At 60.7% G+C, this 18926-nt stretch carries 17 protein-coding genes, 1 tRNA gene, 1 pseudogene and 2 riboswitches; of the genes and pseudogenes, 8 read left to right on the plus strand and 11 right to left on the minus strand.

Annotated elements, in window-relative coordinates; all coding sequences use genetic code 11:
* Positions 1–58: 58 nt before the first annotated feature.
* Both K3724_RS19670 and K3724_RS19675 read right to left on the minus strand, forming a co-directional pair.
* Positions 59–1102 carry a TRAP transporter substrate-binding protein gene (locus K3724_RS19670; protein ID WP_259988440.1) on the minus strand — a complete coding sequence of 348 codons (1044 nt, stop codon included), beginning with the start codon at positions 1100–1102 and terminating at the stop codon, positions 59–61.
* Positions 1103–1427: 325 nt separating this feature from the next.
* On the minus strand, positions 1428–2126 hold the full coding sequence (locus K3724_RS19675; protein WP_259992696.1) for a fumarylacetoacetate hydrolase family protein: 699 nt from the start codon (positions 2124–2126) through the stop codon (positions 1428–1430).
* A gap of 231 nt (positions 2127–2357) precedes the next feature.
* Here K3724_RS19675 and K3724_RS19680 point away from each other — a divergent pair.
* From K3724_RS19680 to K3724_RS19690, 3 genes and pseudogenes are all read left to right on the plus strand, one after another.
* Positions 2358–2884 (plus strand): annotated as a pseudogene (locus tag K3724_RS19680) (transposase); the annotation flags it as partial.
* A 339-nt stretch (positions 2885–3223) separates the two neighbouring features.
* Positions 3224–5413, plus strand: coding sequence for an alpha-ketoacid dehydrogenase subunit alpha/beta (locus K3724_RS19685; RefSeq protein ID WP_259988442.1), 2190 nt, complete (start codon positions 3224–3226; stop codon positions 5411–5413).
* Positions 5410–6444 (plus strand): ACP S-malonyltransferase, encoded by a 1035-nt coding sequence (locus K3724_RS19690; protein WP_259988444.1) that lies wholly within the window; start codon positions 5410–5412, stop codon positions 6442–6444. The genes K3724_RS19685 and K3724_RS19690 overlap by 4 nt, the downstream gene beginning before the upstream one ends.
* 768 nt (positions 6445–7212) lie before the next feature.
* On the opposite strand, the gene K3724_RS19695 is transcribed toward K3724_RS19690, so the two are convergent.
* Positions 7213–7288: transfer RNA gene (locus tag K3724_RS19695), tRNA-Lys, on the minus strand.
* A 187-nt stretch (positions 7289–7475) separates the two neighbouring features.
* Here K3724_RS19695 and dapF point away from each other — a divergent pair.
* Both dapF and mtaB read left to right on the plus strand, forming a co-directional pair.
* On the plus strand, positions 7476–8318 hold the full coding sequence (gene dapF / locus K3724_RS19700; RefSeq protein WP_259988446.1) for a diaminopimelate epimerase: 843 nt from the start codon (positions 7476–7478) through the stop codon (positions 8316–8318).
* On the plus strand, positions 8315–9577 hold the full coding sequence (gene mtaB, locus K3724_RS19705; protein ID WP_259988448.1) for a tRNA (N(6)-L-threonylcarbamoyladenosine(37)-C(2))-methylthiotransferase MtaB: 1263 nt from the start codon (positions 8315–8317) through the stop codon (positions 9575–9577). The genes dapF and mtaB overlap by 4 nt, the downstream gene beginning before the upstream one ends.
* A gap of 17 nt (positions 9578–9594) precedes the next feature.
* On the opposite strand, the gene K3724_RS19710 is transcribed toward mtaB, so the two are convergent.
* Positions 9595–10008, minus strand: coding sequence for a nuclear transport factor 2 family protein (locus K3724_RS19710; protein ID WP_259988450.1), 414 nt, complete (start codon positions 10006–10008; stop codon positions 9595–9597).
* 107 nt (positions 10009–10115) lie between these two features.
* Here K3724_RS19710 and K3724_RS19715 point away from each other — a divergent pair, with 107 nt between their 5' ends.
* Complete coding sequence (locus K3724_RS19715) at positions 10116–10709, plus strand: glyoxalase superfamily protein (RefSeq protein WP_311200192.1); 594 nt, start codon at positions 10116–10118, stop codon at positions 10707–10709.
* Positions 10710–10857: 148 nt separating this feature from the next.
* Here K3724_RS19715 and K3724_RS19720 read toward each other — a convergent pair whose 3' ends face one another.
* The 4 genes from K3724_RS19720 to K3724_RS19735 all read right to left on the minus strand — a co-directional run bounded on the left by K3724_RS19720 (position 10858) and on the right by K3724_RS19735 (position 14387).
* The gene (locus K3724_RS19720; protein ID WP_259988452.1) at positions 10858–11646 is read right to left on the minus strand and encodes a cytochrome c1; all 789 of its coding nucleotides are present in this window, start codon (positions 11644–11646) and stop codon (positions 10858–10860) included.
* A 19-nt stretch (positions 11647–11665) separates the two neighbouring features.
* Positions 11666–13000 carry a cytochrome b gene (gene petB, locus K3724_RS19725; protein ID WP_259988454.1) on the minus strand — a complete coding sequence of 445 codons (1335 nt, stop codon included), beginning with the start codon at positions 12998–13000 and terminating at the stop codon, positions 11666–11668.
* Between the two features lie 12 nt (positions 13001–13012).
* Positions 13013–13573 (minus strand): ubiquinol-cytochrome c reductase iron-sulfur subunit, encoded by a 561-nt coding sequence (petA, locus tag K3724_RS19730; RefSeq protein WP_129372721.1) that lies wholly within the window; start codon positions 13571–13573, stop codon positions 13013–13015.
* A 211-nt stretch (positions 13574–13784) separates the two neighbouring features.
* Positions 13785–14387: a glutathione S-transferase gene (locus K3724_RS19735; protein WP_259988458.1), complete on the minus strand. Its 603-nt coding sequence runs from the start codon at positions 14385–14387 to the stop codon at positions 13785–13787.
* A 114-nt stretch (positions 14388–14501) separates the two neighbouring features.
* Here K3724_RS19735 and K3724_RS19740 point away from each other — a divergent pair, with 114 nt between their 5' ends.
* Positions 14502–14798 carry an antibiotic biosynthesis monooxygenase gene (locus K3724_RS19740; protein ID WP_259988460.1) on the plus strand — a complete coding sequence of 99 codons (297 nt, stop codon included), beginning with the start codon at positions 14502–14504 and terminating at the stop codon, positions 14796–14798.
* Between the two features lie 48 nt (positions 14799–14846).
* A riboswitch (FMN riboswitch) is annotated at positions 14847–14996 on the plus strand.
* A 74-nt stretch (positions 14997–15070) separates the two neighbouring features.
* Positions 15071–15511, plus strand: coding sequence for a 6,7-dimethyl-8-ribityllumazine synthase (locus K3724_RS19745; protein ID WP_259992700.1), 441 nt, complete (start codon positions 15071–15073; stop codon positions 15509–15511).
* A 59-nt stretch (positions 15512–15570) separates the two neighbouring features.
* On the opposite strand, the gene K3724_RS19750 is transcribed toward K3724_RS19745, so the two are convergent.
* The 3 genes from K3724_RS19750 to thiB are packed head-to-tail and all read right to left on the minus strand — an operon-like array spanning position 15571 to position 18771.
* On the minus strand, positions 15571–16263 hold the full coding sequence (locus tag K3724_RS19750) for an ATP-binding cassette domain-containing protein (RefSeq protein ID WP_259988462.1): 693 nt from the start codon (positions 16261–16263) through the stop codon (positions 15571–15573).
* On the minus strand, positions 16250–17806 hold the full coding sequence (locus tag K3724_RS19755) for a thiamine/thiamine pyrophosphate ABC transporter permease ThiP (protein ID WP_259988464.1): 1557 nt from the start codon (positions 17804–17806) through the stop codon (positions 16250–16252). The genes K3724_RS19750 and K3724_RS19755 overlap by 14 nt, the downstream gene beginning before the upstream one ends.
* Positions 17782–18771 (minus strand): thiamine ABC transporter substrate binding subunit, encoded by a 990-nt coding sequence (thiB, locus tag K3724_RS19760; RefSeq protein WP_259988466.1) that lies wholly within the window; start codon positions 18769–18771, stop codon positions 17782–17784. The genes K3724_RS19755 and thiB overlap by 25 nt, the downstream gene beginning before the upstream one ends.
* A gap of 32 nt (positions 18772–18803) precedes the next feature.
* Positions 18804–18895, minus strand: a riboswitch (TPP riboswitch).
* Positions 18896–18926: the final 31 nt, after the last annotated feature.

The following is an 18926-nucleotide window of genomic DNA, read 5'->3' on the forward strand; positions in this document are numbered from 1 at the left end:
TGCAAAGGGCCGCAGTGCAAATGCCGTGCGGCCCTTCACTTTTATCAATCAAAACGCCTTACTGATACTGCGGCGTGTATTTCTCGATCAGCCCGCTGGCTTCTTCGATCAGCGCGGTACCGTCGAGGCCTTTTTCGGCCATGTCGGCGATCCACTTATCGTAGATCGGCTGCGAGCGTTCACGCCAAACAGCAGTTTGTTCTTCGTCCAGGGTGATCACAGTGTTGCCCAGATCCAGCGCCATCTCGCGCGAGGGACCATCCGAATCCGCCTGGGTGCCGCCAGCAAAAACCGAGAATTCCAGGCCAGAGTTATCGTCGATCGCCTTCTTCAGGTCATCCGGCAGGCTCTCATACTTGTCTTTGTTCATCGCCAGAACAAAGGTCAGCGTATACAGTGCCTTGCCAGTGAACTCAGTGTGGTTCTCCACCAGCTCCGGGACCTTCAGCGCCGCCGTCACTTCCCACGGAATGGTGGTGCCGTCGATCACGCCCTTGGACAGACCTTCCGGAATCGCCGGAACTGGCATTCCCACCGGGGTTGCACCCAGCTCAGTCAGCAATGCGTTGACTGACCTGCCACCGCCGCGGATCTTCATACCTTCCAGATCTTCAGGCGTTTCCACCGGATCGGCGGTGTGGATCAAGCCGGGTCCATGCACCCAGGTGCCCAGAATGTGGACATCCTTGAACTCGGTGTCCTTCATGTGCTTGTCGAACATTTCCCAATAGGCGTGCGACACGGCGCGCGCATTGGTCATCATGAACGGCAGCTCGAACACTTCGGTCGACGGGTAGCGGCCCGGGGTATAGCCTACCACGGTCCAGACAATATCCGCCACGCCATCAATGGCCTGGTCCATCAGCTCAGGCGGCTTACCCCCCAGCTGCATCGACGGGAAGCGATCAACCTTGATGCGCCCGCCCGAGGATTCCTCGACGTTGTCCGCCCAAACATCCAGGATCAGTTTCGGCACGTTTGCCTGTGCCGGCAGGAACTGGTGCAGTTTCAGGGTCACCTCCTGGGCAAATGCCGGCATTGCGCCGAACATTGCCAAGGCCGCTGCCCCCGCTGCCCCCAATAGCTTTCTCCGAGTAGTCATGTCTGTCCTCCCTTAGACCAAATCATTTGCGGGGTCCGCCGCTCTCGCAACATTACTGCGGCAGATGTCAGAATTCTTTCCGTTTCCGCCACCAAGACCCCGCGCAGGGTTCGTTTTACGAACCAGTTGCCCCCCTGCTATTAGGTGCATTTGTAACTATCAACAGCGGATCATGCATTTTCCACTCATGAAATCTGCCTGCGCTTCCTGATCTCAGACAAGTTTCACAGCCGATATGTTACAAAGCCCCCTGCACTCACATTAAAATTGATACATATTAAGATGGCCGCATGGCAACAAAAATCATGGCTTTGCGCGCCTTGCGTCATTCCGCAGCAGCCAGCGTCAAGTCGACCGGTGGCAGCCCATCAACCCCGCCGCGCATCCGGTCGCCTGCCTGAACGGCTCCAACACCGGCCGGCGTTCCAGTCAGAATCACATCTCCGGGCCGCAAGTGATAATAGCCGGACAGATGGCAGATAATCTCCTCAACGGACCAGATCATTTCCTCCAGCGCGGCGTCCTGCCGGATCTCCCCGTTTACCTCCAGCCAAATGCGCCGGCCAGACGGGTTGCCCCAATCTGCTGCCCGGGTCAGCGGTGCCAACACCGTCCCGTTCTCCAGATCCTTGCCCAGATCCCAGGGGCGTTGTTTCTGCCGCTCACGGATCTGCAGATCGCGCCGGGTCATATCCAGCGCACATCCATAGCCAAAGACAGCAGCCCTCGCCTCTTCGGCGGATGCTCGGAACACCGGCGCGCCAATCGCCACAGACAGCTCCATCTCATAGTGGAAGTTTTCAGTTCCAGGCGGATAGGGCACAGCCGCGCCCGTCAGCACCGCATTGACCGCCGTCTTGGTGAAATAGAATGGCGCCTCGCGGTCCACTTCGTTGCCCATTTCGGCAGCATGAGCCGCGTAATTGCGCCCAACGCAGAAAATCCGCCCGACCGGGTATCCAGACGGTTCTCCGGCAACCGGAATCACCGGTGCTTCCTGCAATTTGAACAGAATCTCACCCATCATAGAATCCTTCATACCTCGGCAGATTCAGGCTGCCTCGCCAAGTCAGAGCCGCAATCCAACAGCCTGTAAACCCCGCTTTCGGCTTGAATGGTTTGAATGCCCTGCACACGGCCGTCCAGCACAATCCTGATCTTCTTTTCCGATGAATACTGCTTGCGCGTCGCGCGTTTGATGCAGAGCCTCCCCCAATGAAGTGGTCCGCGCATATTTTTGGGAAAGCTGAGGACCATAGATGGCCAAAGGAGACCGAAGCCCGAAGAGATTGACGTGAAGTTGCGGCAGGTTGAAGTCCTGATGGGGCAAGGCATGCCCCGGATTGATGCAATCAGACAGATCGGCCTGACTGAACAAACTTATTACCGCTGGAAGAAGTACGGTGGAATGGGCGCAGAGAAGCTTAAGGAACTGAAGCGGCTTCAGAAGGAGGACGAGCGCTTTCGCAGGGCGGTATCGGACCTGAAAATGGACAAATTGATTCTGTCCGAGGCCGCAAAGGGAGCGAAGAGCGTGCCGGAAACGGTCTGGTGACGTTTCAGCCCTGAATGGGCGGAGCCCCTAAGCCCCTCACCCCGCCGTACTTGCATTGATCTTGTGCGCAGCCAAATGAAAGTTTCCGAGCGTCGCGTTTGCCGCGTCCTGGGCCAGCTCCGATCCACACAGGGACAAGAGCCGGTTGGTCGGGTTGACGAAAACCGTCTGGTTGCGGACATGATCAAGTTAACACGTCAGTATGAAGATACGGCTACGCCGCAGTTCCCGGTGGACGTATGCCCAATCTGGCTGAAAGCCGCAGTACGTCTCGTATCTTGCGCATCCGCTGCCCGGCAGGCGCATACGCGCTTGCTGCCGAGAGGGGGCAACCTCTTCATCGCGCTCCCTCTGGTCCCAAAAGAACCGCAAGGTAGCGGGCTGCTGATCGCCTCGCAGCAACACACCTGAGAGGTCGCCGGATGTCATTGGACATGGGTGGCCGGATCACACCGGATTACGCAGGCAAGGCATTCCAACTTGGAATGACAGCAGTAGGCAATCTCATTGGTTTTGGCGGCGCGTTCGCGGATAAATGCACCCAGAGCTTACTCCAAGGAGGCCGCATGGACCGCGCCCAGATCGTGCATAAGAATTTCCTGGACAGGGTTAAGGCCGCAGACTTCCCCGCAGGTGCGGCGCCCGCAGGACCGCTTGCCGTATCAGAGGCAGTTGGCACCTTCCGTGCACAGGTGTTGAGCCGGGCGCTGGACTTGACCAGCCGGGCGATGCAAAAAGCGGGAGAGGGGTTTTACACAATCGGATCCTCGGGGCATGAGGGGATGGCGGCGGTGGCGCGGGCGCTGCGCCCGACCGACATGGCCTTCTTGCATTACCGTGATGCAGCGTTTCAGATTGCCCGGGCGGATCAGGTTCCGGGGCAACGGATTGCCTGGGATATGCTTTTGTCCTTTGCCTGTTCCAGCGAAGACCCAACCTCAGGCGGCCGGCACAAGGTTCTGGGCTCCAAGACACTGATGATCCCGCCGCAAACGTCTACCATTGCCTCGCATCTGCCCAAGGCAGTGGGAGCGGCTTACTCCGTCGGTGCAGCCAAGCGGCACCAGCCAGAGCATCAGGTGCTGCCGGAAGACGCCATTGTCATGTGCTCTTTCGGGGATGCTTCGGCCAACCATTCGACCGCGCAAGGGGCAATCAACACCGCGGGCTGGAGTTCGGTGCAATCGACGCCGCTACCTTTGCTGTTTGTCTGCGAGGACAACGGTATCGGCATTTCCGTAAAAACGCCGAAGGGCTGGATCGAGGCCTCGATGGCGCAGCGGCCGGGCATCAAGTATTTCAAGGCAGACGGGCTGGATATCTATAACGCCTTTGCAGTGGCGCAAGAGGCAGCAGAGTATGTGCGGACCCGCAAGAAGCCGGCCTTCCTGCATCTGCGCACCGTGCGGCTGTACGGCCATGCCGGGGCGGATGTTCCGACCACTTACCTCAGCAAGACCGAGGTTGAGGCGGATGAAGCCAATGATCCGCTGCTTCATTCGGTGCGGCTGCTGAATGAAGCCGGGGCGCTGCAGCCCAAGGAAGCGCTGAAGATTTACACGGACACTTGCGCGCGGGTGGAGCGAATCCGGGCAGAGGCGGTGACACGGCCGCATCTGAAGACGGCAGAAGATGTGGCTGCCAGCCTGATTCCGCCAACGCGGAACTGTACGCCCACCAATGGCCCGCGTTTAGAGGAGCGGACGGCGGCGTTCGGCAGCGACATGCGGGCGATGGAGGAGCCGCAACCGATGTCGCGGCTGATCAACTGGGCGCTGACCGATTTGATGCTGGAGCATGGCGAGATCGTCATGATGGGCGAGGATGTAGGCCGCAAGGGCGGTGTCTACGGCGTGTCTCAGAAATTGCAGCAGCGGTTCGGACCGGACCGGGTCATCGACACCCTGCTGGATGAGCAGTCGATCCTGGGACTGGCGATTGGTATGGGGCACAATGGGTTTGTGCCCATCCCGGAAATCCAGTTCCTTGCCTATCTGCACAATGCCGAGGACCAGCTGCGCGGCGAAGCGGCGACTTTGCCTTTCTTCTCAAACGGGCAATTCACCAACCCGATGGTGCTGCGGATTGCAGGCCTTGGCTATCAGAAGGGTTTTGGCGGGCACTTCCACAATGACAACTCTCTGGCGGTGCTGCGGGATATTCCTGGAATTGTGATTGCCTGTCCCTCAGATGGGGCTGAGGCTGCAATGATGATGCGCGAGGCGGTGCGGCTGGCGCGCGAGGAGCAGCGGGTGGTGGTTTTTGTGGAACCGATTGCGCTGTATCCGATGCGGGACCTGCATGAGGCGAAGGATGGCGGCTGGATGCGGACTTACCCCTCGCCGGACCGGCGGATCGCTTTGGGCGAAGCGGGTGTGCATGGGGAAGGCACCGATCTGGCCATCGTGACCTATGGCAATGGAAGGTATCTTTCGGCCCAGGCGCAGGCGGAACTGGCGGCCCAGGGAGTGGACGCGCGGATTGTGGATCTGCGCTGGCTGGCACCGTTGCCGGAGGCGGCGCTGTTGGAAGCGGTAAAAGATTGCAGGCATGTGCTGGTCGTCGATGAATGCCGCATCACCGGCAGTCTGTCAGAGGCGTTGATGGCACTGTTTGCGGAACAAGGCGATGCCCCAACGGCGCGGGTGGCGGCCAGTGATTGTTTCATTGCCACAGGACCGGCCTATGGTGCCACGCTGCCGTCGAAGGAGAGTATTGTTGCAGCTGCTTTGAAGCTGGCAGGAGGCAAGTCATGACTCGCACGGCTGTTCTGATCTGCCCGGGACGGGGCACTTACAACAAGGCGGAACTGGGGTACCTGCACCGTCACCATGCGGACAAGGCGGCGCTGTTCGCCGGATTTGATGCGCAGCGAAAGGACGCCGGGCAGGAGGAAGTCACGGCGTTGGACGGGGCAACCCGGTTTTCGGTGTCAAAGTACTCCCGCGGGGATATTGCATCGCCATTGATCTATGCCTCAACCCTGGCGGATGCGCAGTCGCTGGCGGATGACATTGAAATTGTCGCGGTTACCGGCAATTCCATGGGCTGGTACACCGCGCTGGCGGCAGCCGGAGCGCTAAGCGCGGCAGATGGGTTCAAGGTGGTGAACACCATGGGCACGCTGATGCAGCAGCAACTGATCGGCGGCCAGCTGGTCTATCCCTTTGCAGGTCCGGATTGGCAGGATAACCCGCGCCGCAAGACCGAGCTGCTGGACTTGGCGGCAGAGATCAATGCGCGCGAGGAGCATGATCTGGGGCTGTCGATTGACTTGGGCGGAATGCTGGTGCTGGCCGGGAATGAGGCCGGGTTGACAGCGTTTGAGGCGGCGGTGCCAGTGCTGGACGACCGCTTCCCCATGCGGCTGGCCAACCATGCCGCGTTCCATACAGCGCTGCAAGCACCGGTGGCAGCAGAGGGGCGCAAGCGGCTGAGTGCCGAGATGTTCTCTCAGCCGGATGTACCGCTGATCGATGGCCGCGGGCAGATCTGGTGGCCGGGTGCCACGGATAAACAGGCGCTGTGGGATTACACGCTTGGGCGTCAGGTGGTGGAGACCTATGACTTCACCCGCGCGGTGCAGAATGCAGCTTATGAGTTTGCGCCGGACCTGTTCATCGTGACCGGCCCCGGCACCACACTGGGCGGCGCCGTGGCCCAATCCCTGGCACAAATCAGTTGGAAAGGGGTGATTGGAAAGGCGGGTTTTAAAGCGCGGCAGGCGGAGGATCCGCTGTTGATCTCCATGGGGGAAGACGCACAGCGGTCATCGGTAAGCGGCTGATCCAGAAGTATCCCGCGTCTTTTGCCTGTATCAAAGATGCAGGCAAAACAGCCTTGGCGTATCGTCTGCAAAGATCGCCTGACCCGCTTTAACATGACGGCCAAGGGCATCCGCTGCCCGGCAGTTGATTGCGCAGCAATCAATGAGTGTGGATCATCACCATCTTTACTCTGCTCCAATCCGGCCCAAGGATTTCCTGGCGGCCCAAACCTGTCGTTATTGCGATCAGAATAATTGTCTCTAAAAACGGGTTTTCACTCCCGGCACATGCCTCGAAAAATGCCCCCGCTCTGCTGTGTTCAGATATCTTACCCTGCCTTGCGGCTCCTTCAGTTTCTCGATCCGCTTCATGGGATTTTGTTCCAAACACCCATACTCCCGAACAGTAACTTTGAGGGCTTGATGGAGCCCCGACCAGTAGCGATTCACAGTCGCGTTCGAAACACCGCCTTCGCTCCTGCCAGTACCTCCCCAGCGTTGATTTCCGCTTCGATCTGCCTGACCCAAGCTTCAGCATCACTTTTGCGGTAAAGTAAGCCGGCTACTGCTCGTAACCCTTGCGGCGAATCTGAGCTTGCCAGCGAATACTTTTAGCACTTTGGCCCCTTTGAACAGACGCCAGCCCCACCGCTCCGTTGGCAATGTTGGTTGTCATCCGGTTCAGGGAGTTTTCGGGGAGATTTGCACTGTTTTTGCACCAAAAACCGCGCCACTTTCGTAGCTTTCGCTTACCAAGGTGGCAGGTGCTTGTCTTTTTGGTGAAAGAAGTGGTGAGCCGTGTTGGGTTCGAACCAACGACCTACTGATTAAAAGTCAGTTGCTCTACCAACTGAGCTAACGGCCCACTTCTTCGTTGCTGTCTAAGCGTTTTCTCCAAGAGGATCAAGCACTTATTTCGCTTCGGAACTGCCTGGCAGCCTGTGTCATGCTGTCCCGATAGGCGGCGTATCTAGGGCCAGTGCGGCGGGGGGTCAACCCCTTTTTTCAACTTTTCTCACCGAAGACTGGATTCATCTGCAGCGCAGGTCTATATGCCCGGAATGAACACCCAAGCAGATACCGCACTCCCCTTCATGAAGATGCACGGGCTGGGCAATGACTTCGTTGTTGTCGACGCGCGCGGGCAGGACATTGCCATTACTCCGGCTATGGCCAAAGGAATCGCCCACCGCCAGTTCGGCGTGGGATTTGATCAGCTGACGGTCATCTCGAATGGTCCCGGAGACGCGCATCTCACCTTCTACAATGCCGACGGCTCCACCTCAGGCGCCTGCGGCAATGCCACACGCTGCGTGGCGCGCCACCTGATTCTGGAAAGCGGCAAGCCCGGGCTGCATCTGACTACGGATCGCGGCGACCTTTATGCACGCGATGCCGGCGATGGCCTTACGTCGGTCAATATGGGGCATCCGCAGCTTGATTGGCAGGACATACCGCTGGCCGAAGACGCGGACACGCTGGAACTGCCTATCGAAGGCGGCCCAACCGCAACCGGCATGGGCAACCCGCATTGCACATTCTTTGTCGAGGATGCCGGGATCATTCCGCTGGAAGAATTCGGCCCCCGCTACGAACATCACCCGCTGTACCCCCAGCGCACCAATGTGCAAGTCGCCCAGGTGACTGGCCCCGACCGCATCCGCATGCGCGTGTGGGAGCGCGGTGTGGGGGTGACACTGGCCTCTGGCTCCTCTTCCTGCGCCACAGCCGTTGCTGCGGCCCGCCGCGGGCTGACAGGGCGCAAGGTGCAGGTTGATCTCGATGGCGGCACTCTATGGATCAACTGGGCCGAGGACGGTGTCTGGATGACTGGCCCGACCATGCATGTGTTCGACGGCAGCTTCACACGCGAGTTTCTGGAGACACTGAAATGAGCGCACCCAAGTTCACCACCCTTGGCTGCCGCCTCAACGCCTATGAGACCGAGGCGATGAAGGAATTGAGCCAGCAGGCGGGCCTTGAGAATGCTGTGGTCGTCAATACTTGCGCGGTGACTGCAGAGGCGGTGCGCAAGGCACGCCAGGAAATCCGCAAGCTGCGCCGGGAGCACCCGGAGGCGCCCATCATCGTGACCGGCTGCGCCGCCCAGACCGAGCCGGAAACCTTTGCCGCGATGGAAGAAGTCACCCGCGTCATCGGCAACACCGAGAAGATGCAGGCCGAGACATGGCAGCAGATCGCCAAGGGCCCGGACTTCATCGGCACCACAGAAAAGGTGCAGGTCGACGACATCATGTCGGTGACTGAAACCGCAGGCCATCTGATCGACGGCTTCGGCACCCGCTCCCGCGCCTATGTGCAGGTCCAGAACGGCTGCGACCACCGCTGCACCTTCTGCATCATCCCCTATGGCCGCGGCAACTCCCGCTCCGTCCCCGCAGGCGTGGTCATCGACCAGATTAAGCGGCTGGTGGACAAGGGCTATAACGAAGTGGTTCTGACCGGCGTGGACCTCACCTCCTGGGGCGCTGATCTGCCTGCGCAGCCGCGTTTGGGCGATCTGGTGATGCGCATCCTGAAACTGGTGCCGGACTTGCCGCGCCTGCGCATCTCCTCGATCGATTCGATTGAAGCGGATGATAACCTGATGCAGGCCATCGCCACCGAACCGCGGCTGATGCCGCATTTGCATCTGTCATTGCAGCATGGCGACGATCTGATCCTGAAACGCATGGCCCGCCGCCACCTGCGCGACGACGCCATCGCGTTTTGCGAGGAAGCCCGCCGCCTGCGCCCGGAGATGACGTTTGGCGCCGACATCATCGCCGGCTTCCCGACCGAGACCGACGCACATTTTGAGAACTCGCTGAAGCTGGTCACCGACTGCGACCTGACCTGGCTGCACGTCTTCCCCTATTCCAAGCGGGACGGCACCCCAGCCGCAAAGATCCCCAGCCAGGTGAATGGAAACGTCACCAAGGAACGCGCCGCCCGTCTGCGCGCGGCTGGCGACGCCCAGGTCGCCCGCCACCTGGCTGATCAGATCGGCCAGACCCACCGCATCCTGATGGAAAACCCGCATATGGGACGCACCGAGCAATTCACCGAGGTGGCTTTTGCCGCCCCGCAGCCAGAGGGCCGGATCGTCACCGCCGCCATAACAGGCGCCAGCGGCAGCCAGCTCACCGCCTGATCAAACCTCGCAAAACGTCAGCAGGTAGCCGCTGCCACCGAAGCGGAATCGTAGAACTCGTGCAGCTCACAGATGCGCCCGTCCCGGAACCGGCAGACAATGGCAACAGGCGTCTCCACCCGCTTTCCTGTGGCCTTGCAGGTCCAGGCCGTGGTGCCCAACCCAATCACCCGGTCGCCCTCCGAGACCGTCTCTTCCAGCGTCCAATGTTCCATTTCAAAGGCACTGGTCAGCTCACTCAGATAATTCTGCAGCTGCGCGCGCCCGTTCCGTGCCGCACTGAAATCCAGCCCATGCGCGCCCTCCCCCATCGAACGCATGCACATGTCCTCGGTGGTATAGTCATCCCACATGGCCAGATCGCCCGCTTTGCAGCCATCCCACCTGGTCATTGCTTCCCGCAGAATCTCCGCATTTGATAGCCCCGTCATTGCAACGCCTCCCAACTCGTATTGATACACCCTCTAAAGGGTGCGCTCCGGCTTACTCCTCCGTCAAGCGTGTCTGCACGCAGTTGCAGCACAGCCCGGACTGCGCTATGACGTCAACAGGTCCCGGATACCTGCCGCTCGCAGCCTTTGGCTTTGGTGAAATCCGGACAAGGATCCTTCCTGACGCCTGGGTGCACGCCCGGATAGCAACGCGAGCCCCTGTCTGCATCGGCAACTGCACCCTTCACGCGAAAGGTAATCCCATGCAGCCACCGCCTGCTCTCCCCCCCATTCCGCAGCTCAAGACTGAAGCGCGCCTGCTGCGTAAGCATTCACAGGCCCAGAGCCAGCCCATAAGCCACAGCACCGCGCTCGAACGGATCGCGCAATACTATGGCTTTCGCGACTGGAACACCCTTAGCGCCCGCGCCACAAACCTCCCGGATCTGCAGGTCGGGATGCGTGTTGAAGGCCAGTACCTGGGTCAGCCCTACACCGGCTATGTCCACGGCCTCTCGGCCTGCGGCATCAACGGCCACCGCCGGATTACCCTGCAGTTTGATACCCCGGTGGACGTGGTCCAGTTCGACAGCTTTTCGTCCTGGCGCCAACGGGTGTCCGCGGTGATCGGCGCGGACGACCGGTCTCCGCAAAAAACCTCCAACGGGCTCCCCCATCTGGTGGTCAGCCCGCTGTTGTGACCAGTCCGCCCGGCTTCTTTCTGGTCCAATACCCCGGGGTGAATGCCCGCAGGGCAGAGGGGCAGCGCCCCTGGCCCCTCACAACGAAAAACCCCCGCAAGCAGCACTTGCGGGGGTTTGATGTTTCAACCTGTCAGTCGGACAAGGATCAGTCTTTGCCCTTGTGCGGCGCCCACAGCTTCTTGTTGGTCAGATACAGCAGAACCGACAGAACGGTCAGGAACAGCACGCCGACAAAACCGGCCTGCTTGCGCGCCATCATCTTGGGTTCAGCAGTCCACATCAGGAAGGCAGCGACGTCCTGCGACATAGCTTCCACGTCATTGGCATGGCCGTCAGCAAACTCCACCTGCTCATCCGACAGCGGCGGCGCCATCGAAATCCAACCGCCCGGGAAGGCAGTGTTTTCATAGAAGATGGTGCCAGCCTCTTCCTTTTCTTCGCCGGTATAGCCAGCCAGCAGAGAAGCGATGTATTCAGCGCCGCCCATGCCCTTGAACAGCTGGTTCAGACCCGAACCGTAAGGGCCGTGGAAACCCGCACGCGCCTTGGCCATCATGCTGAGGTCCGGGGCGCCGGCGTTGTTGTTTTCCGGGAAGTGGTCGACCGGCTTAGCCGGGCGGTCCTCATCCAGTGCCGCATCATAGACGCTGAAGTTGTCGGCCGCGTAGGCACGCACCTGATCTTCCGGCAGCTGCGGGCCGCCCTCGTCGCCCAGGGTGCGCAACGGCACCAGCTTCAGCCCGTGGCAGGCTGCGCAAACCTCGGTGTAGATCTGCAACCCGCGCTGCAGCTGGTTGCGGTCATAAGTTCCGAACGGGCCTTCAAACGAGAAGGCGTAGTCGGTGATGTGCTGCTCGCCGCCGCCTGCTGCGTAAGACGCAGCAGGGATCATGGCCAGAGCGAAGGCGGCACCGGTTGCCAGTTTCTTGAACATTGCGAGGTGTTCCTTCTTCTTACTCGGCAGGAGTGGCTTCAGCAGAAGACTTCTTGCCGTAGTGGGCGTCGAAATCCTCTTCGATTGTGGCAGGCTGAGCCGTCGGCTTCTCGATCACACCAAGCAGCGGCAGGATCACCAGGAAGTAGCCGAACCAATAGGCCGATGCGATCAGCGAGAACGATGCATAGGGCTCTTCCGCCGGCATCGCACCCAGCCACATCAGGGCAAAGAAATCGACCACCAGCAGCGCAAACCACCATTTGAACATCGGACGGTAACGGCCCGAACGGACGCGCGAGGTATCCAGCCAGGGCACCAGCGCCATCACGGCAATCGCACCGAACATCGCCAGAACACCAAAGAACTTGGCGTCAACGATGCCGCCGGTCACGAAGGAGGCAAACTGAACCACCCACACTTCCGAGGTAAATGCCCGCAGGATCGCGTAGAACGGCAGGAAGTACCATTCCGGAACGATGTGCGCCGGGGTCACCAGCGGGTTGGCTTCGATGTAGTTGTCCGGGTGGCCCAGGTAGTTCGGCATGAAGCCGACGATTGCCCAGAAGATCACCAGCACAACGGCCAGGCCCAGGAAGTCCTTGATCACGAAGTACGGCCAGAACGGCAGGGTGTCTTTTTCGGCTTCAGCCTTGGAGCCCTTACGGACATCAACACCGGTGGGGTTGTTGTTGCCGGTGGTGTGGAAGGCCCAGATGTGGATGATCACCAAGGCTGCAATCACAAACGGCAGCAGGTAGTGCAGCGAGAAGAAGCGGTTCAGCGTCGCATTGTCCACCGCCGGTCCGCCCAAAAGCCAGGTCTGGATCGGCTCGCCGATGAACGGGATCGCGCCGAACAGGCCGGTGATCACGGTCGCACCCCAGAAGGACATCTGCCCCCAAGGCAGAACATAGCCCATGAAGGCGGTGCCCATCATCATCAGGTAGATCAGCATGCCGACAATCCAGATGATCTCGCGGGGCGCCTTGTAGGAGCCGTAGAACAGGCCGCGGAAGATATGGATGTAGACAGCAACAAAGAACAGCGAGGCGCCGTTCATATGCAGGTAACGCAGCATATGGCCGCCGTTCACGTCGCGCATGATGTGCTCGATCGAGGCAAAGGCCAGATCGGCATGCGGCGTGTAATGCATCACCAGGACAATGCCGGTGACGATTTGCAGCACTAGGCAGAACGCCAGGACGATGCCCCAGATCCACCACCAGTTCAGGTTCTTGGGGGTGGGGATCATGATTGTGTCGTAGACGAGACCGACGATGGGCAGGCGGCTGTGCAGCCACTTCTCTGCACCTGTCTTCGGCTCGTAATGGTCGTGCGGAATACCGGACATGAGCGCGTTTCCTTATCCCAGCTTGATGGTGTTGGCGTCGGTGAACTCAGCCACCGGCACATGCAGGTTCTCAGGCGCCGGGCCTTTGCGGATGCGGCCTGCGGTGTCGTAGTGCGAACCGTGGCAGGGGCAGAACCAGCCGTGGAAATCGCCGGAACCGTCGCCCAGCGGCACACAGCCCAGGTGGGTGCAAACACCCATCATCACCAGCCATTCGCCGGCCTCGTCCATGGTGCGGTTCGCGTCAGCCGCGTCAGTACCCGGCTTGTTCGGGTTTTCCGACCGCGGGTCGATCAGTTCGGACAGCTCCACGGCGCGGGCTTCATCAATCTCTTCCTGGGTGCGGCGGCGGATGAACACCGGCTTGCCAAGGAACATGACCGAGATCTGCGTGCCTACTTCTACACCGCTGACATCGACCAGGATCGAGGACAGCGCTTTCACGTCGGCGGAGGGGTTCATCTGGTTGACCAGGGGCCATACGGCGGCACCCGCGGTCACTGCCCCGGCGCCGGCAGTGGCGTAGTAGAGGAAATCTCTCCGGGTTCCTTCGTGGTCTTCTGCGTGGGACACGAGGTTTTCTCCAATTCCAGCGCCCGTTTAGGGCAAACATGCGCATGCACCGCGATTGCTCGCAGTGACTCTGGCGCGTGTCTAGCGGGGAGAAGGGCATTCGTCCAGCGGTCATAGGCGCGCAGAAAGCCGCAGACGGCAATTCTGTCACTGCTGTGTGACCGTGCCGCACCCATATCGGTGCGGCACCTGTCATGATCAAGAGGCGCGCTTAGCCCGCCGGCGGTTTTGTGGCCTGCATCGAGGGGCGCGATTCGAAGCCCGCAAACCACTCCGCCAGTGCCTCGTTGCCCTGGCGCCAGCCCGCATCCGGGTGGCGCAAGTCCACATATCCCAGCGCACAGGCCACCGCGATCTGGCCAATATCAAGCGGCCCCTGCAGATGGCTCATCCAGCGCGCATTCAGCGCGGCACAGCCGCCCAGCACCTTGCTGCGCTGCGCATCCAGCCAGCCATCCCATTGTTTTTCCTCAGGGCGCAGACGTTTTTCATAAGCCATTAAGATTGCCGCATCCATAATGCCGTCGGCGGTGGCTTCCAGAACCTTACTGTCCCAGCCGCCGCCATACAGCCTGCCGCCGGCCCGGTCGTCCAGATAGGCGCAGATCACCCGGCTGTCATAGAGCGCCGGCCCGTCATTGCGCTCAAGCGCCGGGATTTTGGCCAGCGGGTTGCTGGCTTTCACCTCTGCACTGGGGCTGAGAGGCGTTGTGGTCACATTCAGGACTTCAACATCCTCAATCTGCCCGGTCTCATGCAGCAGCACCAATACCTTGCGGGCAAAGGGCGACGCCGGTGAATATGTAAGCTTCATGGAAAATCCTCCGCTGTTTTGCAGCAGCCTACTGCATGCCCTGCCAAGGGAAAGGGGCAATCAGCACACTGTGCTATACTGGTCTGGCTCAGCCAATGTCAGGAGGACCCTCAAATGATCATGCGGATATTCCAGGTTGTCATCCGGCCGGGCAAGGAGGCGGATTTCAGCAAGTTCTTCCATGAGACCGCCATTCCGCTAATGAAAGGCACCGATGGCATCGTTACTGTCCTGCCAGGCGCGCCGCGCGCCGAAAGCCCGCGGGAGTTCAGCTTTGTGATGGTGTGGAAGGATCTGGCGTCGCTCAAGGCCTTCGCGGGCGAGGACTACACCAGTCCGCACATCGACCCGGCTGAGGCCGAACTGGTCGAGTCGCGCAGCATCAAACACTATGACTTGGTCGAGGTTTGATGCCGCGCGTTTAACGCTTGCAGAATGCCGCACGGATTGGCACGTTCGACCTGTTCTCAGGGCGGGGCGGAATTCCCCACCGGCGGTAAGCGGGCATTGCCCCGTAAGCCCGCGAGCGGCTTCCGGAACCGGAAGTGTCCAGCAGATCTGGTGCGATTCCAGAGCCGACGGTTACAGTCCGGATGAAAGAGAGCGTTCGCCAGGGCCGCTTAGAGCGGTGCCTGTTGTTCGTTATCGCCTTGGGTGACGTGTCAAAACGCAAGGAGTTAACAATGACACACACCCGCTATGCCTTTATCAAGGCGCAATGGCATGCCGATATCGTCGATCGTGCGCTTGATGGGTTTCTGGATCTCGTCTCCAGCTCTCAAGTCGACGTTTTTGATGTTCCCGGTGCTTTTGAAATGCCGCTGATGGCGCAGGAGCTGGCAAAAAGCGGCAAATACGCAGCTATTGCCTGTGCCGCCTTTGTCGTCGACGGCGGCATTTACCGGCACGATTTCGTTGCCCAGGCTGTTGTGGACGGGCTGATGCGTGTGAGCCTTGAGACAGGCGTGCCCGTGCTTTCGGTATCCTTGACACCGCACCAGTATCAGGAGACCGAACACCACAATACAATCTACCGCGACCATTTCGAAGAAAAAGGCCGCGAAGCAGCGCAAGCCGCCTTGATGATCACCAAGTCACGCGCGCAGGCCTTGGCAAACGCCTGAACCTAGCCCCTGCATTTGCCAGCGCGCAGGTGCAGGCCCTCTTGTATCTCAGGCATTATTTACCCCAGATAAGCCTTCAAAGCAGGCGGCGGATTGTCCAGCAAGTCCGCCGTCGCTTGCGGCGGATACGCCTTGCCATCCGCCACAAGCACCACTTGGTCCGCAATCCGGCGCGCGTCGTTCGGATCATGGCTGACCATCAGCACCGTGGCACCGCTTTCGCGCGCCAGCTCTGCCACAAGATCCAGCATCTCAGCCTTCAGCGCCGGGCCAAGTGCCGCAAAAGGTTCATCCAGCAGCAGGATGTCGCGGCCCTGTACCAGTACCCGCGCCAGGGCCACCCGGCTTTGCTGCCCGCCGGACAGAGCCGCAGGTTTCCGCCCCCCCATGCCGCCAAGACCAACCCGGATCAGCGCTGCGTCAATCTTTTGCCACTCCATCTGATTGAGCCGCAGGTTCGCATGCAGCCCCAAGCCGACGTTCTGCGCCACGGTCAGATGCGGAAACAGGTTGCCGTCCTGAAACAGCATGGCAACCGGCCGCTTGCCCGGCGGCCTGCCGGTCAGGTCTGAGCCGTTCCAAGAGACGCGCCCACGGGTAACTGGCAGGAAACCGGCCACTGCCTCCACCAGCGTGGACTTACCGGCACCCGATGGACCAATCACCGCGACGCAGGCACCCGGTGCAATCTCAAGATCCGCCTCCACCACATAGCCGCCGTTCATGATCCGGCAATTCTCAAGCCTCAGCATGCCAGCGCCCTCCGCGGTCCAAAATCCAAAACGCACCCATCGACAGCATCAGCAGGAGCAGTGCAGCACCCGCTGCGGCCTCCATCCGGTATGCCCCCATCAGCCGGTAAATCTGCAAGGGCAGCGTTGCGAAATCCGGATCGGCAAACAGCGTTACCACACCCAGATCCCCCATCGACAGTGCCGCAGTCAAGCCCGCGGCAAACCCTGTCTGCGCCCGCATCCGGGGCAGAAAGACCCGGCGCACAAAGGCCCAGCCCTGCATATCCAGCGACAGCGACAACCGGCCATAGCGACCCAGCACTTCCCGCGCCCGCGGCACCAGGATACGCATGGCAAATGGCAGCGCCATCACCGCATTGACCAGCGCCGTCACCGGCAGCGCCAGGGCAAATGGGTCTGCGACGGGGTAGATCAGTATGAACAGCCCGGTGCCAATCACCAATGGAGAGGCCGCAAGCCCAAGAATGCCCGACAGTTCGGTCAGGCTGTTCCGGCCAGCTGCAACCGCAGCCGCCATCGGCAAGGCCAGCGCAAGAAGGATCACAGTGCTGATTGCAGCCACCAGTATGGAGTTCCCCGCGGCCTGCCAGACACTACTTTTTAAATCTGCCAGCCCCGGCAATCCCGCCAGCACGATTGCGGCCAAAGGCAGCAGCAGGAACGCCGCAGACAGGAAAATCCAGAAAACATCCAAGCCGCGCGCCAGCGCCCCCTGCCCGTCCCAGCGCCGCACCGCGCGGTCAAGACCGGCGCCAAAGCCCTCACCCGCCGACACCCGCAGCGCTGCCAGTGCAGCGGTGCCAGTCAGCAGCAGCTGCAGCCCCGACAGGAGCGCAGCCCGGCCCAGATCGAAATCAAAGCGGAACGCCTGATAGATGGCCAGCTCGATCGTGGTCGCCCTGGGGCCGCCGCCCAGAGTCAGCGCAACCGCAAAACTGGAAAGGCAGATGGCAAAGACGACAGCCAAAGAACCCGGTGCCACCCGCCGGAGCATCGGCCCCTCAAGCAGCCGCCACATCGCCAGCGGACCGGCATCCAACTGCGCGGCCAAGCGGAAGCGTTCAGCCGGGATTTCCTGCCAGCCCTGCAGGATCAGCCGGGTCGCCAGCGGCAGGTTGAAGAAGACATGTGCCAGGACCACGCCGTGCAGGCCGTAAATTTGCACCGGCTCCAGCCCGAACAGGCCGAACAAGCTGCTCAGCCAGCCAGCCCGGCCAAACACCGCCAAAAGGCCCAGAATGGCAACGATCACCGGCAGAATGAAGGGGGCGCCAAGCAGGGCAATCAGCAATGCCCGCCCTAGAAACCGCCGCCGCGCCAATGCGCGGGCCACGGGTATCGCCAGACCAACGCTCAGCAGCGCCGACAGGCTGGCCTGTGTCAGCGTGAACCGCAACGCCGCCCAGTCGCTGGCACCAAATCCGGTTCCGGCCTCGGCCCTGAGTGCCACAGCACCCAAGGTTCCCAAGATCAGCGCGACGACAAGCAGTGCCGCGCTGATTCCGGGAACGGAGCCTACTGGCTGAGCGCGTCCAGCCATTCGCCAAGCGCTGCATCCCGCACCTCTGCCGCTTCAGTTTCGCTCAGCAGCAAGGACTTGCCTGGCGCGATCAGCGTCTCGAAACCCTCCGGCAGACCCGCAGCCGGTGTCACTGCGGGGTACATCCAGTTGGTGGTTGGAATGATCGACTGAAAGGCGTCGGATACCATGAATTCCAGAAACTGGTCGGCCAGCTCAGGCTGATCGGTGTTTGCCAGTTTGCCTGCAACTTCCACCTGCATGTAATGACCCTCGTCAAAGGCGGCAGCCGCCTTGGAGCCGTCTTCCTCAGCAATCAGGTGGTAGGCGGGTGAGGTGGTGTAGGAAAGCACCATGTCGGCCTCGCCTTCCAGGAACATGCCATAGGCCTCGGACCAGCCCTTGGTCACGGTGACAACATTGTCAGAGAGGCCCTTCCAGATTTCCGGAGCCTCATCGCCATAGGCGGCTTTCACCCACAGGAGCAGGCCCAGACCGGGGGTCGAGGAGCGCGGGTCCTGGATCACGATCTTCATGTCGCTGGTTGCCAGCGCCTTGAAATCCGACGGGAAATCCGCCGGCGCCGCTGCATCGGCGTTGTGAACAAAGGCAAAATAGCCCCAGTCATAAGGCACAAAGGTCGCGTCGTTCCATGCAACCGGCAGCGCATAGTCGGCGCTGACCGAATGCTCTGCAAACAGGCCGGTTTCCTTGGCCGCCGCGGTCAGGTTGGTGTCGAGGCCCAGAACCACATCGGCATCCGAGCGTGCGCCCTCCAGCTTGACCCGCGCCAGCAGTGCCGCGCCATCGCCTGCGCCAACCAGTTTCAGGTCGCAGCCGCAAACCTCCTCAAACGCCTTTTCCACCGCCGGGCCCGGGCCCCAATCGGAAACAAAGCTGTCATAGGTATAAACGGTGAGTTCGGGCGTTTCGGCAAAAGCTGCCGAGGCGCCAAGCAGTCCCGCTGCAAATGCAAGATGTTTCAAGCCATCCTCCTTTGCGGCGTTGGGCAAGGGTGGAGGCTGTCCAGTACCTTCCCTCCGCCGGTGTGATCCGGTTCAGGTTCAACGGGTGTCATCTCAGCGCTGTTGCGCACCCCGAGGTCGCGCGGACATTATGCCCGGGCCGCAGCAAAGACAAG

This window comes from Leisingera sp. M658 (assembly GCF_025144145.1).
In the GTDB taxonomy this organism is placed as follows: domain Bacteria; phylum Pseudomonadota; class Alphaproteobacteria; order Rhodobacterales; family Rhodobacteraceae; genus Leisingera.